The following is a 19,308-nucleotide window of genomic DNA, read 5'->3' as shown; positions in this document are numbered from 1 at the left end:
TAAAAAACTATTGGCACTCATCAATGCAACAGCACCAGATAGTCTGTCAGCCTTAGCTGGCTGAGAGGCAGCGTGTTAGTGATAATCTCAAGTATGGCGTCTGGAGAGTGGGTAGAAAAAATGCCACTGACTTTGAGGTTATTCAGCTCCTTACTGGTGATGAGGATACGTCCATGGCGATGGCGATTAAGGGTGTCCACCACTTCACCCAGAGGGGTGTTATAGAACACGAACTGACCGCGCAGCCAGGCGGTAACAGCGGTGCGATCGAAGGGAGTTGGATCACTAATATGATGACCCGACAACACGGCCTGTTGACCCGGTGAAAGTATAACGGCTGCATCCTTCGGCATACTCGGAGTAAGCAGCTCCACTCTGCCTTCATCCAGGCTGATGATGGCGGTACCATCAACCAGACGAACGTTGAAATGAGTGCCGGTTACCTGAACAGTGCCAAAATCGGTGGAAACAATAAAAGGGCGACTGTCGTTTGCTGCTACCTCGAACCAGGCTTCCCCCTTCAATAATCGCAGCCTGCGCTCCTGAGAATTGTAGTCTTTAGCCAGCGCGGTGTTGGTGTTGAGCGTGATATGGCTGTTGTCTTGCGTGACAATGGGCATCATTTCACCCACCGAGGTGATGTAGTCACTCTGCCAGCGTGTCGCCCAGTCTTGCTGCCAACCCAGAGTGATGAGTACCGCCAATATCAGGCAGGAGGCCAGGGCTAAACCTTGATATTGCATGCCCAAAATACTCTGACGGGACGCCTTTTGTGAAGGCGGATCAGGTGTGGCACATGCCGATATACTGGAGTTTGTAGCATAAGCTGTTAATTCTTCTGCAATGACTTGCTCCAAAGGCGTCTCCAGCGCCAGCCAGAGTGACTCCATTTCAGCAAACGCCTGACGATTACGCGTATCCATCATCAGCCACTGATTGAAGTCCGCACGTAGTTTTCGTCCGCTAGCGGTATTTACATCAGCCTCTCGCAACCTGGCCTGCCAGATCACGGCTTCTTCCAGCAGGATTTCGGGCAGTTCATCCATTGTGGCGTGTCTATCGCTGCTCATCGGTCACGGCCTGCACCCAGAGTTAATTGGCTTGGTGAAAAAAGTCCGACCATGAAAAATGCTAGCCGTTTTGAAATAAGACGCTTGGCCTCGGGGTTTTCCCCCAGTGCGGAGGACAATAATAAATGAAAACAGGCGCTAGACCAAAACTTACTTATGTGGCTTGAACTATGTGGCATCAGATATTGCGTCCCACTTCCCTCAGGCGCGAACGGCAATGTAGCATGGCTCGGGCAATATGTTTTTCGACTGTTTTTTCAGAGATAGATAAAAGGGTGGCTACCTCGCGCATACTGAGGCCATGACCGCGATAGAGCAGGAAAACCTCACGGCATTTTTCTGGTAACTCCCGTACGGCCGCATTCAGGGCAGCGAGTTCTTGCTGAGAAATGGCGATCTCTACTGGATCAACTGAGGCGTTAGGTAACTCTTCGGCCTCGGTCCCTTCATAAGCATCCTGTTCACCATTGGCGAAACAAACTGATTTTTCCCAGGATTTTTGGCGGCGCAAATGGTCCACGGCAAGGTTGCCCGCCATACGGTAGAGGTAAGCGCGTGGATTATCGGGTAATGCAGTGGAGGTGGCATTGGCACGAATCCAGGTTTCCTGTACCACTTCCTCTGCAATTGATGACGAGCCAGTACGCTGACGAATGAATCGTCGGAGTTCCTCGTAGTAGGTTTCCACCGCCTGAGCTAAGGATTGAAAAGAAGGATGAGTCACCGTTCGCTACCACCTCAATATACCACTAGAACCTAGTAGTTTTGCGAATGATAGCTATTTAGATCTACGGGATCAATCTTTGGTGCATTCTTCATGACAGCATCCGCTTTTTTTATACCAATAGTTTAAGTTACAATATAACATTACCTATTGATTGAAACTCATTATCATTTATATGTAAAGTACCGATCTTGGTCTTTTGCAACAAACTACTCTGAGGAAATTCTCCATGCATCACCTGAAGCGGCTGGTCTGGTTTGGGATGTTATTCGGCATCCTGTTCCCTTCAAGCATTTTTGCACAACCTGCCAATAACCATCTGACGGTCGGTGGCCCCTTTGAATTTACCAGCCTGAATCCTTCCCAGAATGGCTATGTCTTTACCCGCATGGGGGTGGTGGAAACTCTGGTGGATGTGTCACCGGACGGTGAGCTGCTACCGGGTTTGGCAACCCACTGGGAAGTATCTGACGATTGGCTGACTTGGCGTTTTTATCTGAGAGATGACGTGGTTTTCCATGATGGCCGCTCAATGGATGCCGCGAGCGTAGTGAACAGTCTTGAACGTGCGCGTCAGCAGCATGGCACCCTGGCTCAGGTGCCGGTCGATCAGCTACAGGCTGGGGATGGCGTTGTTGAGATTACCCTAAGCTCTCCTTATCATTTGCTACCAGCGGTACTGGCGCAGTATGCCAATGTGGTGATTTCACCCGATTCCTTCGATGAAGAAGGGCGAGTCACTCAGTTGCTAGGGAGTGGTCCATTTCGCCTTACCACTGTTGCACCACCACATAAGTTAAGTGTGGAACGTTTTGAGGAATACTGGGGACAGGTGGCATCCATTGCTTCGGCTGAGTACCTGACGGGCCATCGTGGTGAAAGTCGTGTATTGCAAGCACGCAGTGGTCAGACAGACATCAGTTATACCATTGACCCGGCCAGTACCGGCATTTTGAGCCGCGTCAACCATGTGAATCTGCACGCTGAGCTGATACCGCGATCCATACTGATCAAGGTGAACAGTGGTCACCCCTTCCTCAGTGAGGTGGCAGCACGCCAGGCCCTCAGCCTGGCCCTGGATCGTAGTGGCATTGCCGCAGCGGTCCTGCGGGCACCTGGCTCCGAGGCGAACCAACTGATTCCAGCCCCTTTGGCCGACTGGCACCTGGCTGATTTACCACCAGTTGAGCGAAATCTGCAACAGGCGGAAGCCTTGTTGGATGGCCTGGGCTGGCAGTTGGGCGCAGATGGTGTGCGTGTTCGCGATAATCAGCGCTTCAGTATGAATTTGATTACTTATGCTGATCGTCCCGAGCTGACAGTGGTGGCTACGGCTATTCAGGCTCAGTTGGCGGAGTTGGGCGTTGAGGTACGGGTGTCGGTGACCAACTCCAGTGCCATCCCGGCCGGTCATCAGGATGGCAGTCTGGAGATGGCGTTGATCGCCCGCAATTATGGTTTTATTGCTGATCCGCTGGGTGTCATGCTGGCTGATTTTGGTGCAGAGCAGGGTGGCGACTGGGGTGCCATGCAGTGGGGTAATGCGGACGTGCCTGCCTTGTTGAAAACTCTGGAAGGGGAAACCAACCCTGAGCAATACCGTGAAATTTCACAAAAAATAGCCAGTATCCTTGCTGAAGAACTGCCGTTGATTCCCGTCAGTTTTTATACCCAGTTGACCGCTGTGAACCAGCGTGTTCAGAATTTCCGTTTCGATCCGTTTGAGCGCAACTATTACCTGAATGAAATGGAGTTGTCGCAGTGATCCAACGGATTTTGATCAACCGCTTGTTGCAAGCTTTGATGGTGGCCTGGGGGGTGGGTTCATTGAGTTTTGTGCTGATGCGCAGTCTTCCCGGTGATATGGCGTACCGGGTTGCAGCGGGGCGTTATGGCCAGGACAACGTCAGTGCCGAGGCCGCCGATTGGGTCAGGCAGGAGCTGGGTTTAGACCTGCCTGCCTGGCAGGCCTATCTGCATTGGTTGCTGGATCTGTTGCAACTGAATTTTGGGGTGTCACTGATCAGTGGTGCCCCCGTGATCGATGAAATCAAGAATCAACTCGGTCATTCGCTGCAGTTGGCACTTGTGGCTATTTTGCTGGCGGCACTGATAGCCTTTCCTTTAGGAATTGCCTCCGGTCTACGGGCGCGTGGCTGGCTGGATCGCAGCTTGTTGGTGTTGTCATCCTTCTTGCGTGCCCAGCCGGTGTTTGTGATCGGCCTGGTGCTGATTCTGGTGTTTGCGGTCTACTGGCCGCTCTTCCCGGTAGCGGGTTTTGGTAATGGCAATGACTGGGTGCTACCAGCCTTTTCGTTGGCATTGGCGTTGGCTGCCGTGTCCAGTCGGGTGGTGCGTGACAGCACGATTCAGGTGATCGCATCCCCCTACTACCGGTTTGCCCGCGTTAAGGGGCTGTCGGAATGGCAGACCTTTCGTCAGCATGGCCTGAGAAATCTGTCAGTGCCGGTGGTGGCCTTTATGGGTATCCAGCTGGTTGGGTTGATTGAAGGCATTGTGATGATCGAGTCTCTGTTTTCCTGGCCGGGTATCGGTCATGGACTGGCACATGCGATTTTTTCCCGTGATGTACCGATGATTCAGGGTACTGCCTGATGATGGGACTGATTTTTGTGGCACTGAATACCTTGGTAGATCTGGCCTGTTATAAGATCGATCCGAGAGGGCGACCAGAATGAACCGATTTTTATTTAAACTACCGTCGCTGAGTGCATCGCAGTGGCTGGGCGCTGGTATTTTGTTGTGTCTGGGTCTGTTCATTCTGCTGGAAGGCTTGCTACATCAGGGCGACAGTGCGCGGCAGAACCTGTCAAATTTCCTTGCTACCCCCAGTGCGGAGGAATGGCTGGGTACCGATCAGTTTGGCCGCAGCATGCTGGCGCGTATGGGTGATGCTATCCGCTTGTCACTGATGCTGAGTCTGTTTTGTGTCACCACGCGGCTGTATTGGGTACGGGGCTGGGCGTTTGTGCCGCCTGGTTTGGTGGGGTGACCGAGAAGTTGCTGAACTTTCTGGCTAATACCCTGCTGGCTCTGCCGGGTCTGGTGCTGGTGTTGTTACTCGCGGCTATCGCACCTGGCTCCTTTATTGTGCTGTATCTGGCCATCTCGCTGGTGTTGTGGATTGAATACTACCGGGTAATCAGAGCGCAGACCCAGGTGGTGATTCACAGCCCACAACTGGAAGCCTCGCGTCAGTTAGGTTTCGGTCGCTGGTATCTGTTTCGCCGTCATATCTGGCCGGCTATCTGCGTCTGTACTGACTCTGGCCGCCTTTGGTGCCGGTAACGCTATACTGGCAATGGCTTCAATCGGTTTTGTTTATGTTGGTTTGCAACCGCCTGTTGCTGAGCTGGGGTTAATGGTAGTGGAACTGCTGCCGTATTACAGTGATGCACCCTGGGTATTGGCGCAGCTATCCTGGCTATTTTCTTGCTGATTCTGGGCTTTAATCTGCTGGCGGGGAAAGCAAAATGAAGGATCTGTTATTAGAAGTCGACGCGCTGAGTGTCTATGCTGGTGAGACCTGTTTGCTTGAACCGCTTAGTTGCACCCTGACAGCATCGCAGCCTCTGACTATTCTGGGGCAGACGGGTGCAGGCAAAAGTCTGTTGGCTCAGGCGATTATGGGGTTGTTACCCGAAGCCTTGAGTGTCAAAGGTGATGTGCGCCTTAATGGTGAATCACTCTTATCTTTACCCCTGAATGAACGCCAGGGGCTTTGGGGCCGAGTGCTTTCCATGCTGCCTCAGGAGCCCTGGCATGCACTGGACCCGGTGATGCAGGTAAAACGCCAAGTGGCCGAGGTGCATCACTATGTGTTGGGTCTGGAACAGGAATCCGCCGATCTGCAGGCGGAGCAGGCGTTGCAACGTCTGGGTCTGGAGGGTGCTGAGGCCAAAATTCCATCCCAACTTTCGGGCGGGATGGCACAACGGGTTGCGTTTGTGGCAGCAACCGCAGCGGGAGGTCAGTTGTTACTGGCCGATGAGCCACCAAAGGGCTGGATTATGGACGTCGGGATCAGGTGGTGGCTCTGCTGCAAAGCCAGTTGGATCAGGGTGCCTTGCTGACCATTACCCATGATATCGATGTGGCGCGTCAATTGGGTGGTGACCTGATAGTGATGCGCCGAGGCCAGGTGATGGAGCGAGGCTCTGTAGCGAGTGTGCTGGCCAATCCGCAGTCAGACTATACCCGCGAATTGCTGGCAGCCGACCCGCAGAGCTGGACCCAGGCGAAACAGCCGCTGCCTGCGGCAGCGCCTTTGGTTCGAGTCGAGGGTCTGGGCAAATCGCGGGGTGGCAATCCCTTGTTTGAAGAGGTGTCTTTTGAACTCTATCCACACCAGCTAACCGGACTGGTTGGCGACAGCGGTTGTGGCAAAAGTACCCTGGGTGATCTGTTACTGGGTAATTTACAACCTGATGCAGGCAAGGTGGTTTATCAGCGCCCGTTTGCCCGGCATCAGCTACTCAAGCTGTATCAGGATCCACCCGCGGCTTTTGCGCCAGGGGTGACCTTGCAGCAATTGCTGATGGATCTGGTCAGGCTGCATCGGCTGGATGCGTCACGTATTCCACCCTTGTTAGAGCGCCTGCATCTTAATCCACAACTGCTGCAACGCAGCTGTACTGAGGTGTCAGGAGGTGAGTTACAGCGCATCTCGCTGTTGCGGGCGCTGCTGATGGACCCGGTGCTGTTGTTTGCGGATGAACCCACATCACGGCTCGACCCAATCACCAGTCAACAGATTATCGAGTTGCTGGTTGAGGTGGCGCAGGACTTTGCCTGCTCCGTGGTGCTGGTCAGCCATGACCCGGTGCTGGTGGAAAAAACCTGCCACCAGGTCATAGCATTATGACCCTGTAGGAGCAGCAGGTTGTGGGAGACCGCTCCGCGGGCGAAAGAAAGGCATCACCCAGGGACTGGGCTCCTACTCGTCAAACCATTTTTCGCGGTCTATGAAGGCGGCCAGGGCTTCTTCTTCGCGGCGCTTTTCTATGGCGCGGCGGGCTTCAAACAGGCGGCGGGTGGCGGTTTGTTTACGACGGTTCTTTTCCTCGACATCATAGCCGATCAGAAGGTCGAAAACTTCGGTTTGAATGGGGTCTAGGTCCTGCTCCTGACGTATCAGCATAGGTCTAACTCCGATCTGTTATGCAGATAGAAGAGGAGGCGGCCCGATGTAAGCCGTCTCCCGGCTGTAAACTCTGTCCTGACTCTTTTTTAACCGATTTCAGTATCGATTTCAAATAAGTTTTAACAAAGACAAGCCGAGTGTAAGCAAAAAAAGTGACAGGAATGTGTCAGTCGTTATCGTCAGTTTGGCGACGCGTGGGCATCAGCCGGTCATTCTGACGCAGACTACGCAGGCTGCGTTTGATAGTTTTCAGGTGGTCGAACAAGGCCGGCCCCAGCTTCATGGCGACCCCGACGGCCAGAATATCGATGACTACCAGGTGAACAACCCGTGATGACATCAGGGTACTCAGGTCTTTATCCTCTTCCACATCGACATGAATAGGAATGGTAGCCAGTTCAGCCAGCGGAGTTGTACCGGGGCAGAGGGTAATGACGGTGGCACCGGTTTCACGCACCAGTTTTACCGTGTGCAACAGATCTTTGGTGCGCCCTGTCTGGGAGATGGCGACAACCACATCACCCTGCCCGAGGGTAACAGCTGAAATGGTTTGCATATGTGGATCTGAGTAGGCGGCGGCTGACACCATCAGGCGGTAGAATTTGTGCTGCGCATCGGCACAGACGGGAGCGGATGCCCCAAAACCATAAAACTCGACACGATTGGCTTTGGCCAGCGCATCAATCGCTTCTTCCAGCAGTTGTGGGTCAAGCTGTTCACGGATGTTGATCAGATTACCAATCATCGAGTCAAAGATTTTCTGCTTGAACTCGATCACCGTGTCCTTGGTGTCCATAGAGAACTTTTCAAAGCTGGTGTTGCTGGCCAGGCCTTGAGCAAGGGTCAGTTTGAAATCCTGAAAGCCATCGTAATTGAGCGCACGGCAGAAGCGTACCACGGTCGGCTCACTGACATTGGCTTCCGAGGCCAGGTCAACAATGCGCATATGAATCACGTCACTGGGCTGTGCCAGAACAAAGTCGGCCACCTTCTGTTCGGATTTACGCAGTTTTTCCCGTGAATCGGCAATGGATTTGAGAAGATTGAAGGAGTTCAACACGGATACCTGTCAGCTGCTGGCCGTTAATCAGGCTTTAGTATAGCAATGAAATCATCCCACGCCTAACCTCCGTGTGTACCAAGGGGCTGAAATCAGCCAGCTTATGACTACAGATCCTGACATAGACCACGTACAATAGCGGTGAATTGACTAATCCCCCTCGACGGAGTCTTTGAATGAGTGATATCCAGCAACTGGAAGCACAACTCGGTAAACTGAAACCCTGGCAGCTAACGGCGTTTTCGGCCGCGCTGACCGAGCGCATGCTACCAAACTTCACCCTGTTTTCGCGCTTGCTGGAGTTTGGTGATGCCGTGCAGGTGCGACGGATACTGGATGGTGTCTGGGAACATCTGGCGGGTGGGGCTTCGATGAACTTTGAAGTACAACTGGATCATGTCGAAGACAATATGCCATCACTGGATGAATTTGATATGTATGGCGCCATGCCTGCACTGGATGCGGTGGTGGCCCTCTATTCCACTCTGGTATGTATCCTGGAATCAGATCCGGCTGAAGCGGCCAATATTGCTGACCTGTCACGTGAGTGTGTTGCCACCTTTATTGAGATTAACCAGGCCGATCCACAGCTGTCCGATGCTGAACTGATGCGCCTGATTGCGGCACATGACTTGATGCAGGATGAAGACGCCTTTCAGGAAGACGTGCTCGAGCGCTTACAGCAACAGCAACAGTCCAATAAAGCCTTTATCCGGGAGTTGCGTGAACTGGCCAGCAATCAGGGTGTCAGTAATCTTGGCATCAGTGATAGCGAATAATGCTGCGAATCGGTCTGCTATTGCTGGTGCTGCCAGCGCTGTTGTTGATGGGAATGTTCTTTGTTGAACAAATGCACATCAGTGATTGTGCTCAATCAGGCGGCTACTGGAACTACCTTCAGGGGCAGTGTGACCCGCAGCAGCAACACCCTTTTATCCCCTTGATGGTTCGCCGTCCACTGTTGGTTAATGGTGGTATGTTGCTTAGCTGTCTCGGACTTCTGCTAACAATTGCCGGACTCTATCGTCGGCGCTGAGAATGAATGGATAGGTATGCGCAAGAAAATAATCTGGGCCTTACTGGTATTAAGTCTGCTGTTTGTTATCTGGCGGTATTTTTTTCGCCGCAATGGCTTCAAGGATTTAATCAACAGCGTGCTGATGAAGCCAATATATTCCGTCAGCAAGGTTTGCAGGCAGGTGAGCAAACCGATCAACAGGGCTGTCAGGACCAGGCTTTGTCAGGCTTTAGCGCCTGTGATGACTCTAACTTCGCCTGTACGATCAACCAGGGTGTTTTCCTGAAAGCCTGTTTTGAAGTTGCCGCTCCCACGGCTGGATTTTGTGACGCTGTACCCGCCTTCCATGACAAGGCTACAGAAGAGGAAAAGGACTGGGTTAAATACAACTGCTGGGATATGGATATACGTGGTGAGGGCTGCAGATTACTGCTGCGTCAACGCATACAGCTCTGCGATGCCCTCGATACTGAAACGACGTCAGCCGGTTTGCAGAATTAATTTACCGCTGATATGCCACTGGCACTGAGCTTGTGGGCTTGAGCGGCATCCTGTAACGGCAGTAGCTGTGCCACTTTTAGCTTCAACTGGCCGCTGGCACAGAGTTCGGCAAGTTTATGCAACTGCATGGCGTTGGGTTCAACACGGATAGAAATGACCTCAATATCAGTGCCTTCGGCAGCCGCACTGACCTGTGCGGCTGTTACAGAGGCAGAGTCACCAGGCGACCCCCCGGTTTCAGCGTTATCAACGCATCAATGGCTGTATCACCGCCGACACCATCCAGAATCAGATCAAACTGGCCTGCCAGGGTGCCCATATCCAGATCACGGTAATCGATCACCTGGTGGCAGCCCAGTGATGTCAGGTAATCACGGTTGGCAGCAGAACAGGTGGCACTGACCTGAGCACCCTCCAGAGCCGCCAACTGCACCGCCAGATGGCCCACCCCACCCGCACCGGCCAGTATCAGTACCGATTCACCCGCCTGCAGCTGGCCTTTATCAAACAGGGCTTGCCAGGCTGTCAGACCCGCCAGGCCTAATCCGGCAGCGGTTGTCGCTTCTAAACCTTCCGGGCGTAAGGTGATCTGATCGGCGGGAGCACAGAGTTGCTCAGCATAGCAGCCTGCCGGATGGGGGAAGCGCACAAAACCGAGTACGGCATCACCTGGTTGATAACCGCTGACACCCTCACCGAGTGCCTCCACGACCCCACTGAACTCCCAGCCAGGAATAAAGGGGAAGGATTCAATAAAACCGGAAGCACCACCACCGGAACAGGTTTTCCAGTCGATGGGGTTCACCCCGGCGGCTGATTACGGATCAGGACTTCACCCGGGCCGGGTTGTGGTGTGTCGATGGCCTCGTAGCGCAGGTTGTCGGGTTCATGGGCATGGATCTGGATAGCGTACATGGCTTTACTCCGCTTGCAAAAACGCGGGCCGAACTGGCTGAGTCGATCAGGCATTATCGGTTGCTGTTACCAGTTTTTCCAGTGTGATGAGCATATCGGCTGGAAAGTGACAGCTAAAGCAACTGCCTTCACCTAACGTGCTGTGGATTTTAAGCTGACCCCCATGGCGAACCATGACGTATTTCACAATTGATAAACCTAGCCCGGTGCCACCACTTTCACTGGCCCGGCTTTCGTCAACCCGATAAAAACGCTCGGTCAGGCGTGGAATATGGCAGGCATCAATACCCGGGCCATTGTCATATACATTCAGGTGGCCACCCTGGGCATCGGTCTGCCAGACGATACGGATTTCACTGCCTGCCGGGGTATAGCGAACAGCATTGAACACCAGATTGGAGAAGGCGCTGTGCAGTTCATTGTCTTGGCCTAGCAGGTCATAATTCGGATCGACTTCAATGCTGATGCGGTGTTGCTTGTCACCGCTGAGAACCAGGCATCACGTTTGATCTCCTTCAGCATCAACTGGATATCTACCGGCACATCTTCAGTGAGGTGTTCGGTGGACTCCAGGCGCGATAGCATCAGCATATCCCTGACCAGCCCTTCCATACGTTGCGTTTGTTGCTCCATCTGCTTCATGCCGCGCAGTATAGGGCTGGGCAGGGGTTGATCGAGAAAGGTCTCCAGGTAGCCTCGAATCACTGTCAGCGGTGTGCGTAGCTCATGCGAAGCATTGGATACAAAGCTTTGACGCGTTTGTTCCAGCTTTTTCAAGCGTGAAATATCCCGTGCCACCAGTAGCCGGTCACCCTGACCAAACAGGGTGATGTGGTATTGCAGGGTGATCTGTTCGTTGATGGGTGAGTTGAGTTCAAGTGGCTCGTTATAGTGGCGCTTTTTGTAGTAGCGGATAAAGCGCGGGTCGCGTAATAGGTTAAGGATAGACTTTCCCTTGTCGACGCGTGGCTGGAGTCCGAGAAGTCTTTCTGCCGCCGTATTCCACCACTCAAGCCGGTCCCTGGTATCGATAATAACGACGCAATCCTCCAGAGCGGCCGATGACTGCTGGTAGCGGTGAATGAAATTACTCAGTTTTTGTTCCCGGTCGCGGCTGCTTTTTTGTTTCCGATAAATGTTGTAGAGCAGGTCGCCCCAACTGCCAGGCAAGTCAGGAGGTTCGGTTATATCTTTGTTCATAATCCAGCGAAGAGAACGTACAAACAGCCAGGCCTGGTAAAAGCTCCATAGCAGCAGTACCAGTGTCAGAACCGGAAAAAACTGGCCCAGCATCAGGCCCACCACGGCTGCAAACAGCAGTAGTAGCAGTAGACTGTAGACGATGCGAAAGGGCGATTTCATTTTTTACCTGTGAAAATCCATGATCATCCACCTTGGTAGAGAAACGGTAACCGGTACCGCGCACCGTTTGAATAAGGTAATCATGGCGGCTACCCAGTGCCTTGCGCAGTCGTCGGATATGCACATCGACCGTGCGCTCTTCAACATATACATTACCGCCCCAGACCATATCGAGCAACTGACTGCGCGAATAGGCGCGATCAGGATGGGTCATAAAAAACTGCAGCAGACGAAATTCGGTGGGCCCAGATCAACTGACTGTGCCATAGAGGTCACTCGATGAGATACCGGATCTAAGGTTAGTTCGTCAACCGTGACCGGTTCCTCAATGCCTTTGGGTGTGGTTCGGCGCAACACGGTTTTCAGCCGAGCCACCAGCTCTCGTGGTGAAAAGGGTTTGGTGATGTAGTCATCCACACCCGCCTCGAGCCCCTGCACTTTGTTGTCTTCTTCAGACTTGGCCGTCAACATAATAATAGGTACATTGGACGTCGTTTCATCACGGCGTAGACGGCGTGCAAAGTCAATACCACTGGTACCTGGCATCATCCAGTCAAGTAATACCAGATCGGGCATTTGATCCAGAACGGCTGCATGTGCTTGTTGGGCATTTTCTGCTTCAATGCAATCATACCCCGCCATTTCCAGTGCAACGGCAATCATTTCGCGGATGGGCGCCTCGTCATCTACGATCAGCACACGCTTGGCAATTGACATGAAATCACTCCATAGCTGTTTTAGTAGTGAGCGTATTACAAGTCATTTCTGTTACATTAATATGACAGATTGAAACAAATGTAAAAAATCAGCGGATTTCAGGCGGCATAATGCAGCACTATACCCACTAATACGGCGAGTTCGGCCAGGTGGTTATTCAGAAAGGCTTTGAAACAGTCGTCACGAGAGCGCTGCCGGGTTAGCCACTGTTGGTAGATAAAGCAGCCTGCGGCAATGGCAACACCTGTGTAGTACCAACCGGAAAACTGCAGCATTGACCCCATATAAAGCAGTAGCGCAAGCACTGTCAGTTGCATCAATCCGATAATCAGACGGTCAGCCTGACCAAAACGCACCGCCGTTGACTTGACGCCAATGCGCAGGTCGTCATCCCGGTCCACCATGGCATATTGGGTGTCGTATGCCACGGTCCAAATCAGTTTAGTCAGGTAAAGCAGCCAGGCAATCCAGGGCAGGCTGTCGGTAACTGCTGTGAAAGCCATCGGGATGGCCCAGCCAAAAGCGGCACCCAATACAAGCTGTGGGTAATGGGTATAGCGCTTCATGAAGGGGTAGCAGAAAGCCAGTGCTATGCCGATAAATGACATCATCAGCGTCAGGGTGTTAGTAAACAGTACCAGTCCGAACGCAAGCAGCATTAACACAATAAATAACACGATGGCTTCTCGAGCTGTCGCGGCCCCGGTTGCCAGGGGGCGGGTGGCTGTGCGTTTGACATGGCCGTCAATATGCCTGTCAGCAAAGTCGTTAATGACGCAGCCTGCTGATCGCGTCAGAAGCACACCCAGAATAAAGATCAATAACAGCTTGGGTGTGGGAACACCTTCGCTCGCTATCCACAGTGCCCATAGCGTAGGCCAGAGCAATAACAATGTGCCGATAGGACGGTCTAAACGTGTCAAACGCACATAAGTTGAAAATCTGTCTTTGATAACATCAAACATGTTGGTCTTCTTTTAAAGAAGGATAGGGAATAGTCGACATACTGGGCAGAAAAATCTCACTCACCAGTAAGGGCCCCTGGCTTAGGCGAAAGACAGAGCGTCTGGCCCAGCACAATTGATTATCATGGAGCTGACGACAGACCTCTAATTGTCCTCGACGAATGGCTGGATCATTGAATAACAAACTACCCAATGAACGATTGCCTAACAACAGAAGACGCCGATCAGGCCCTTTTAGGGTTGCCGCCGGAATCACAGAGCGGGCAAACACCCAGGGAACACCCTTGCCTAGCAGGTGTACTTCTCGAATCAGTGCACGCTGCCTGACGGGTATACCCAGTATTTTTGCTTCTGCTGGTGTCGGTTGCGTCCAAATAAGGCGGATTAACTCCACTGCAAATTGCCCACCACTGGCTTTACGCAGTTGATGCGTCAGTGAGCCGCGTTCGCAAAGCCATGGGCGCCAATGAATGGGGATAGCAGGGCGGCGGCGGATTGATTGCCAGTGACTCTGGAAGTACCCTGTTTCCCCAGTCATAAATCGATTCAAATCAGCTTAGTCCGCATCGTCAATGAAGCGCAGAGTGTAGCATTTTTATTTGTCTCTCTGAATCGCTTTGTCTTAAGGTATAAACCGATCACGGGTGGGTGTTATTCGCTATTTGGATTCAAATCATATTCATCATCAGGTGAGTCATCATGCAAGGTTTGCTTAATACTTTTTAGCGTTTGATGGCGAACATCCGTACCACTGACCTGGTAAATCAAGTGCTCAGACAGGTTTCGTGCATGGTCACCGATCCGTTCAAGGCTACGCAGAACCCACATCACGTTGAGTATGCCAGAAATGGAACGGGGATCTTCCATCATGTAGGTCACCAGTGATCGCATCGCTGTGCGATATTCTGTATCAACACGAATATCATGCTTGGCGACCCGATAAGCCATGGCTAAATCCTGGCGGGCAAAGGCCGTCAGAACATCTTTGATCATGCCTGAAACCAGTGTGCCGATATGTCGCACCTCATGATAGCCTTCAGGCTTATCGCCACTGTTATAGATCTCAATGGCCATTTTACAAATACGACTGGCTTCATCGCCAACACGTTCAAGATCTGAAACTGAGCGACTAATAGAAACAAGCAGGCGAAGATCACTCGCGGTTGGCTGGCGAATTGCAATCAGCTTGGTGCATTGATTATCGATGCTCAGTTCCATTTGATTGGTTTGTTGATCAAGTTGCCTGGATTTTTCAGCCAGCTGTATATCGTTTTCTACGAAGGCCTTGATGGCATCATCAATCTGGCGCTCAACGACACCACCCATGGCGAGCATGTCTGTGCGAATACTATCCAGCTCATGATTAAATTGTCGAAACGTGTGTCGCGAAAATCCTTCGGTATGATCTTTCATGGTTTTTACCTGACTATAAATTTTTATTATGTTTTGAGGGTATTGGCTAATGATACTTAGGCAGACTACTCCACAATATTAGCACTGTCATGGGGGTAACTTTATCTGTCCGGAGTTGTTTGATTAGCTCGCATGCTATAGGCCGGAGCGACAGCAGCAAAAAATCAGATTTTTTCCACCTTGTCATCATTCTGTCATTTTTGTTAATTAAGGTATGTCCAGTGCTTGAAGCGAGCTGTGAATTATCTCTCGCAAAGTGCCCTGAAAACCTAAAAGCGTTGAACGCAAATTGGAGAAAAGCATGAAAAAACATCTTTTGATCGGTGCCGTCCTTGCCGGCTCCCTGGCTGTCCAGAGTGCCTATGCTGTGGATACCGTCCAGGTTGACGGCTCAAGTACTGTTTTTCCGATTTCTGAGGCGATGGCTGAAGAGTTCGGTAATAAGCATCGCGGCGAGATCCGGGTGACTGTAGGGCTGTCTGGCACCGGTGGTGGCTTCAAGAAATTCTGTCGCGGTGAAACCGACATCACTGGCGCTTCCCGTCCGATTCGCCCGGGTGAGGCAGAGCTTTGTAAGGAAAACGGTGTTGAGTTCATCGAATTGCCAGTCGCCATGGACGCTCTGAGTGTTGTCGTTAGCCCGCAAAACGACTGGGTCGACTACCTGACGGTTGAAGAACTTAAGAAAATGTGGGAGCCAGAAGCTCAGGGTACAATCAACAACTGGAACCAGATTCGCGAAGGCTTTCCAGATCGTAAGCTGAACCTCTACGGTGCAGGCACAGATTCCGGTACCTACGACTACTTTACTACTGCCATTGTCGGTGAAGAGCATTCAAGCCGCGGTGACTTCACCGCCAGTGAAGATGACAACGTGCTGGTACAGGGTGTTGCCAATGACGCCAACGCTTTGGGTTTCTTCGGTCTGGCCTACTTCCTGGAAAACTCCAGCAAATTGAAGGCGGTTCCCATCTCCTGGAAAGGAAGTGATCCGGTTACGCCGAGCATGCAAACCGCAGGTGATGCTGAATACCAGCCGCTGACCCGTCCGCTCTACTACTATGCCAATAAGGCTTCAGTAGAGAACAAGGACTACGTTGAAAAATTTGCCGAGTTCCTGTTTGAAGAAGAGAACGGTGTTCTGGTAAGCGAAGTGGGTTACGTACCGCTGGGACAGCGTGTTCGTGAAGCTGCACTGCGTGTCCTGGGTGACCGCGAAGTTGGCACGGCTTACGAAGGTTCCGAGGTAGGCGTTGATGTGGTTGAAACACTGAACCGTCAGAAGCACTACTGAGTTGACTGATCAGAAGTGAACCGGAAGCAGAAACGGAGGCGAAAACGCCTTCGTTTCTGCTATTATGCGCACTGTCATTTTTTTTGTAATCCAAGCTGGGCGTGAAACTAATGTCTAATCCCAATTCCGTGCGCCCTGAATCTTCTGGGATTCAGGTGTCTGCACACTTTCTACGTAAGCGTGAAATGGTCAACCAGGTTGTACGCTACGTGCTAATGATGGCCGCAACAGTGTCTGTGCTTGTCACCATCGGAATCGTGTATGTTTTGCTGAGTGAAGCCCTGGTGTTCTTTGAAAAAGTCTCGGTGTGGGAGTTTGTTTCTGGTACCAGTTGGACGCCGATGTTTTCGATACCCACCTTCGGGATCTGGCCGCTGCTGTCGGGTACCCTGGTTGTGTCGGGTATTGCCCTGGGAGTATCGATTCCCTTCGGCCTGACTCTGGCAGTATATCTCAGCGAGTACGCGCCGGTAAATGTGCGGGAAACGGTCAAGCCGATACTGGAACTGCTGGAAGGTGTTCCTACTGTGGTTTATGGGTATTTTGCTCTGTTTCTGGTCACTCCCCTGCTGCAGATATTTTTACCATCGCTGCCGGGCTTCAACATGTTGGCGCCGGGCCTGGTGATGGGAATCATGATTCTGCCCTATACTACATCCCTGAGCGAAGACGCTATGCGTGCAGTGCCCAACAGTATGCGTGAAGGGGCTTACGCCCTGGGCTATAGCCGCTTCCACACTGCCGTAAAGGTGGTGATTCCAGCAGCCATATCCGGCATTACGGCGGCCTTTATTCTCGCCATGTCCAGAGCTGTGGGCGAAACCATGGTAGTAGCTATCGCCGCTGGCCAGATGCCAAACTTCACCTTCAACCCTATGGAAGGTGCGGCCACGATTACTACCTTTATTGTTCAGGTCAGCCTGGGTGATGTCAGCCATGGTTCCATTGCCTATCTGTCCATCTTTGCGGCTGGTCTGGTGCTTTTCCTACTGACGCTGGTTTTCAATCTGATTGGTTTCTTCCTGCGCAAGCGCTATCGCCAAGCTTACTGAGGTGACTATGAATACAATGGCTACAAACATACAAAGCGGTATCGATTACGCGTCGCTTTCCAGGAAGAATCGTTCCTGGGACATTATCTTTGCGTCTCTGGGCATTATCGTTCTGTTCATTGCCATAGCAACCTTGTTGGCACTGTTTCTTGATCTGGCCATCCGCGGCGCGCCACGATGGACTGACCCGGCTTTCTACTCGAGCTTTCCATCGCGACATCCCCTCGAAGCCGGTATTCTCTCTGCCTGGGTCGGCACCATCATGGTTATGCTGGTGACGGCCCTTATCGCTGTCCCGCTGGGTGTTGCTTCCGGGTTATACATGGAGGAATACGCGTCCAAGAACTGGTTTACCGACATTATTGAAATCAATGTATCCAATCTGGCCGGCGTTCCTTCGATTGTCTATGGCTTGCTGGCTCTCGGGTTGTTTGTTCAGACTTTCGGGATGGGAGAGACGGTGCTGGTCGCGGGGCTTGTGCTGTCACTGATGATACTGCCGATTGTTATTGTTTCGACCCGAGAGTCGATACGCTCAATTCCCAGCGAATTACGGGAAGCCGCTTACGGATTGGGAGCGAATCAATGGCAGACCATGGCTATGTATATTATCCCGGCGGCCAAGCCTGGGATCATAACCGGCGCGATCGTAGGGCTTTCCCGTGCGATTGGTGAAACTGCCCCGATTATTACCATTGGCGCGCTTTCGTATATTGCTTTCCTGCCGCCGTCTCCGATCGGTGGTGAATTTCCGTTCATCAGTTTTGAGTGGTTGAACAGTGGATTTACGGTCATGCCCATTCAGATGTTTGGCTGGGTTTCCCGGCCGCAAGCCGACTTCCAGATTACGGCAGCGGCGGCCGGTGCCGTGCTGATCGTCATGACGCTGGCAATGAATGGACTGGCTATTTATATACGCTATCGGGCCCGCAAGTCCTGATCGAACATTTATCCTATTGTTCGGGTTTACCGGCAATTCAGAAGTTTTTAAAAGGGGCAACCCATGAGTACTGATCAGATGTCTACAATACAAATCAGAGAATCTGCCCATCAGGGCGAAAAAACCAGTAATCTCAGTGAGACTCGTGAGCACTGGTATCTTGAGCCAGAGGGTGCGCTGCGGGCCAGGGTATCTAACCTGAAGTTTTGGTATGGCGATGGTACCCAGGCGATTGATGACGTCAGCATGCCTTTGGTAGATAAAAAAGTAACCGCGCTGATCGGCCCCTCTGGCTGCGGCAAGAGTACTTTCCTGCGCTGCTTTAATCGCATGCATGACCTATATAAGGGGGTTAAGTACTCGGGTTCAATCAATCTGTTACCGGAAGATGATAACCTGATTGATTTGGACCCGAACATCGTCCGGATGCGGGTTGGCATGGTGTTCCAGAAGCCGAACCCCTTCCCCAAATCTATTTACGAGAATGTGATTGCGGGTCTGAAGATCCGTGGCATTCGCAAGCGTGAAGTCCTCGATGAGATTGTTGAAACCTCGCTGAGACAGGCGGCGTTGTGGGATGAAGTCAAAGATCGGCTTCATCAACCGGCGCTGAGCATGTCGGGTGGCCAGCAACAGCGTTTGTGTATTGCCCGGGCACTTGCGGTCAAACCGGAAATTCTTCTGTTGGATGAGCCGACATCGGCGCTGGACCCTATCGCCACGGCCAAGGTAGAGGATCTGATTAACGAGCTAGCCGGTAACGTTACAGTGCTGATTGTGACCCACAATATGCAGCAGGCTGCGCGGATATCCAACTATACTGCCTATATGTACCTTGGTAAGTTGATCGAATTCAATGAGACCAATGAGCTGTTCCAGCGGCCAAGGTGCCAACGCACGGAAGACTACATTACCGGACGCTTTGGTTAAAAGCGATATTATTGGCGCTGGAGCCAAAAGGGAGAATTACTATGTCCACGAGCCATGAAAGCCACTTACAGCATATATCGCAGCAGTTTAATAATTCGTGCCAGGACAGGAGCTAAAATGAATAAGCAACGTATTGATGGGCATACTTCCCAAGCCTATGACGCAGAAATGAACGAGATTGTT

The 19,308-nt window shown here is 52.0% G+C and carries 23 protein-coding genes and 2 pseudogenes; 14 read left to right on the top strand and 11 right to left on the bottom strand.

The window, feature by feature from the left end; genetic code table 11:
* Positions 1 to 20: 20 nt before the first annotated feature.
* Complete coding sequence (locus LH51_RS12870; protein ID WP_081960811.1) at positions 21 to 1,070, bottom strand: FecR family protein; 1,050 nt, start codon at positions 1,068 to 1,070, stop codon at positions 21 to 23.
* A gap of 178 nt (positions 1,071 to 1,248) precedes the next feature.
* Positions 1,249 to 1,794 (bottom strand): RNA polymerase sigma factor, encoded by a 546-nt coding sequence (locus LH51_RS12865; protein ID WP_036522688.1) that lies wholly within the window; start codon positions 1,792 to 1,794, stop codon positions 1,249 to 1,251.
* A 229-nt stretch (positions 1,795 to 2,023) separates the two neighbouring features.
* Between LH51_RS12865 and LH51_RS12860 the strand changes: the two genes are divergently transcribed.
* The 7 genes from LH51_RS12860 to LH51_RS22800 all read left to right on the top strand — a co-directional run bounded on the left by LH51_RS12860 (position 2,024) and on the right by LH51_RS22800 (position 6,679).
* Entirely contained in the window at positions 2,024 to 3,559 is a 1,536-nt protein-coding gene (locus LH51_RS12860) for an ABC transporter substrate-binding protein (protein ID WP_036522686.1), read from the top strand.
* On the top strand, positions 3,556 to 4,410 hold the full coding sequence (locus LH51_RS12855; RefSeq protein ID WP_235263727.1) for an ABC transporter permease: 855 nt from the start codon (positions 3,556 to 3,558) through the stop codon (positions 4,408 to 4,410). The genes LH51_RS12860 and LH51_RS12855 overlap by 4 nt, the downstream gene beginning before the upstream one ends.
* A gap of 79 nt (positions 4,411 to 4,489) precedes the next feature.
* Positions 4,490 to 4,807, top strand: a complete 318-nt coding sequence (locus tag LH51_RS22820; protein WP_235263726.1) for a hypothetical protein — start codon at positions 4,490 to 4,492, stop codon at positions 4,805 to 4,807.
* Positions 4,804 to 5,103: an ABC transporter permease subunit gene (locus tag LH51_RS22815; protein ID WP_235263725.1), complete on the top strand. Its 300-nt coding sequence runs from the start codon at positions 4,804 to 4,806 to the stop codon at positions 5,101 to 5,103. Before LH51_RS22820 ends, LH51_RS22815 begins: the two co-directional genes overlap by 4 nt.
* A 13-nt stretch (positions 5,104 to 5,116) precedes the next feature.
* Entirely contained in the window at positions 5,117 to 5,254 is a 138-nt protein-coding gene (locus LH51_RS22810) for a hypothetical protein (protein WP_235263724.1), read from the top strand.
* Positions 5,255 to 5,288: 34 nt separating this feature from the next.
* Positions 5,289 to 5,888, top strand: a complete 600-nt coding sequence (locus LH51_RS22805; protein ID WP_235263723.1) for an ATP-binding cassette domain-containing protein — start codon at positions 5,289 to 5,291, stop codon at positions 5,886 to 5,888.
* On the top strand, positions 5,846 to 6,679 hold the full coding sequence (locus LH51_RS22800; protein ID WP_235263722.1) for an ATP-binding cassette domain-containing protein: 834 nt from the start codon (positions 5,846 to 5,848) through the stop codon (positions 6,677 to 6,679). Before LH51_RS22805 ends, LH51_RS22800 begins: the two co-directional genes overlap by 43 nt.
* A gap of 72 nt (positions 6,680 to 6,751) precedes the next feature.
* On the opposite strand, the gene LH51_RS12840 is transcribed toward LH51_RS22800, so the two are convergent.
* Together LH51_RS12840 and hexR are read right to left on the bottom strand one after the other, a co-directional pair.
* Positions 6,752 to 6,955, bottom strand: coding sequence for a PA3496 family putative envelope integrity protein (locus tag LH51_RS12840; RefSeq protein WP_036522683.1), 204 nt, complete (start codon positions 6,953 to 6,955; stop codon positions 6,752 to 6,754).
* A gap of 169 nt (positions 6,956 to 7,124) precedes the next feature.
* Positions 7,125 to 8,015 carry a transcriptional regulator HexR gene (gene hexR / locus LH51_RS12835; RefSeq protein WP_036522670.1) on the bottom strand — a complete coding sequence of 297 codons (891 nt, stop codon included), beginning with the start codon at positions 8,013 to 8,015 and terminating at the stop codon, positions 7,125 to 7,127.
* A 179-nt stretch (positions 8,016 to 8,194) separates the two neighbouring features.
* Between hexR and LH51_RS12830 the strand changes: the two genes are divergently transcribed.
* From LH51_RS12830 to LH51_RS12820, 3 genes are read left to right on the top strand one after another with little or no spacing between them, the layout of a single operon-like run.
* Positions 8,195 to 8,797: a YjaG family protein gene (locus LH51_RS12830; RefSeq protein WP_036522668.1), complete on the top strand. Its 603-nt coding sequence runs from the start codon at positions 8,195 to 8,197 to the stop codon at positions 8,795 to 8,797.
* On the top strand, positions 8,797 to 9,054 hold the full coding sequence (locus LH51_RS12825; protein ID WP_036522667.1) for a hypothetical protein: 258 nt from the start codon (positions 8,797 to 8,799) through the stop codon (positions 9,052 to 9,054). Before LH51_RS12830 ends, LH51_RS12825 begins: the two co-directional genes overlap by 1 nt.
* Before the next feature lie 6 nt (positions 9,055 to 9,060).
* Positions 9,061 to 9,537, top strand: coding sequence for a hypothetical protein (locus LH51_RS12820; protein WP_036522665.1), 477 nt, complete (start codon positions 9,061 to 9,063; stop codon positions 9,535 to 9,537).
* Here LH51_RS12820 and LH51_RS19360 read toward each other — a convergent pair.
* From LH51_RS19360 to phoU, 7 genes and pseudogenes are all read right to left on the bottom strand, one after another.
* A pseudogene (locus tag LH51_RS19360) lies at positions 9,534 to 10,342 on the bottom strand (NADP-dependent oxidoreductase). The gene LH51_RS12820 and the pseudogene LH51_RS19360 overlap by 4 nt on opposite strands.
* A 156-nt stretch (positions 10,343 to 10,498) precedes the next feature.
* The gene (locus LH51_RS22795) at positions 10,499 to 10,843 is read right to left on the bottom strand and encodes an ATP-binding protein (RefSeq protein ID WP_235263721.1); all 345 of its coding nucleotides are present in this window, start codon (positions 10,841 to 10,843) and stop codon (positions 10,499 to 10,501) included.
* A 38-nt stretch (positions 10,844 to 10,881) separates the two neighbouring features.
* Positions 10,882 to 11,814 (bottom strand): phosphate regulon sensor histidine kinase PhoR, encoded by a 933-nt coding sequence (locus tag LH51_RS12810; RefSeq protein WP_235263720.1) that lies wholly within the window; start codon positions 11,812 to 11,814, stop codon positions 10,882 to 10,884.
* 28 nt (positions 11,815 to 11,842) lie between these two features.
* Positions 11,843 to 12,531 (bottom strand): annotated as a pseudogene (gene phoB, locus LH51_RS12805) (phosphate regulon transcriptional regulator PhoB); the annotation flags it as partial.
* A gap of 98 nt (positions 12,532 to 12,629) precedes the next feature.
* Positions 12,630 to 13,496 (bottom strand): 4-hydroxybenzoate octaprenyltransferase, encoded by an 867-nt coding sequence (gene ubiA / locus LH51_RS12800; RefSeq protein WP_036522663.1) that lies wholly within the window; start codon positions 13,494 to 13,496, stop codon positions 12,630 to 12,632.
* On the bottom strand, positions 13,489 to 14,034 hold the full coding sequence (locus LH51_RS12795) for a chorismate--pyruvate lyase family protein (RefSeq protein WP_036522654.1): 546 nt from the start codon (positions 14,032 to 14,034) through the stop codon (positions 13,489 to 13,491). The genes ubiA and LH51_RS12795 overlap by 8 nt, the downstream gene beginning before the upstream one ends.
* Before the next feature lie 113 nt (positions 14,035 to 14,147).
* A complete protein-coding gene (gene phoU / locus LH51_RS12790; protein WP_036522653.1) occupies positions 14,148 to 14,909 on the bottom strand; it encodes a phosphate signaling complex protein PhoU in 762 nt (253 codons plus the stop codon).
* 301 nt (positions 14,910 to 15,210) lie between these two features.
* Here phoU and LH51_RS12785 point away from each other — a divergent pair, with 301 nt between their 5' ends.
* The 4 genes from LH51_RS12785 (at position 15,211) to pstB (ending at position 19,125) form a co-directional block, all read left to right on the top strand.
* Entirely contained in the window at positions 15,211 to 16,203 is a 993-nt protein-coding gene (locus LH51_RS12785; protein ID WP_036522651.1) for a PstS family phosphate ABC transporter substrate-binding protein, read from the top strand.
* A gap of 110 nt (positions 16,204 to 16,313) precedes the next feature.
* Positions 16,314 to 17,255, top strand: coding sequence for a phosphate ABC transporter permease subunit PstC (pstC, locus tag LH51_RS12780; protein WP_081960810.1), 942 nt, complete (start codon positions 16,314 to 16,316; stop codon positions 17,253 to 17,255).
* A 7-nt stretch (positions 17,256 to 17,262) separates the two neighbouring features.
* Positions 17,263 to 18,195: a phosphate ABC transporter permease PstA gene (gene pstA / locus LH51_RS12775; RefSeq protein ID WP_081960809.1), complete on the top strand. Its 933-nt coding sequence runs from the start codon at positions 17,263 to 17,265 to the stop codon at positions 18,193 to 18,195.
* Between the two features lie 63 nt (positions 18,196 to 18,258).
* A complete protein-coding gene (gene pstB, locus LH51_RS12770; RefSeq protein WP_235263719.1) occupies positions 18,259 to 19,125 on the top strand; it encodes a phosphate ABC transporter ATP-binding protein PstB in 867 nt (288 codons plus the stop codon).
* The last annotated feature ends 183 nt before the right edge of the window (positions 19,126 to 19,308 follow it).

Origin of the sequence: Nitrincola sp. A-D6 (genome assembly GCF_000764495.1) — a bacterium.
Taxonomy (GTDB): domain Bacteria; phylum Pseudomonadota; class Gammaproteobacteria; order Pseudomonadales; family Balneatricaceae; genus Nitrincola.
Note: the sequence above shows the minus strand (reverse complement) of the source record. Positions and strands in the feature narration are given on the sequence as shown.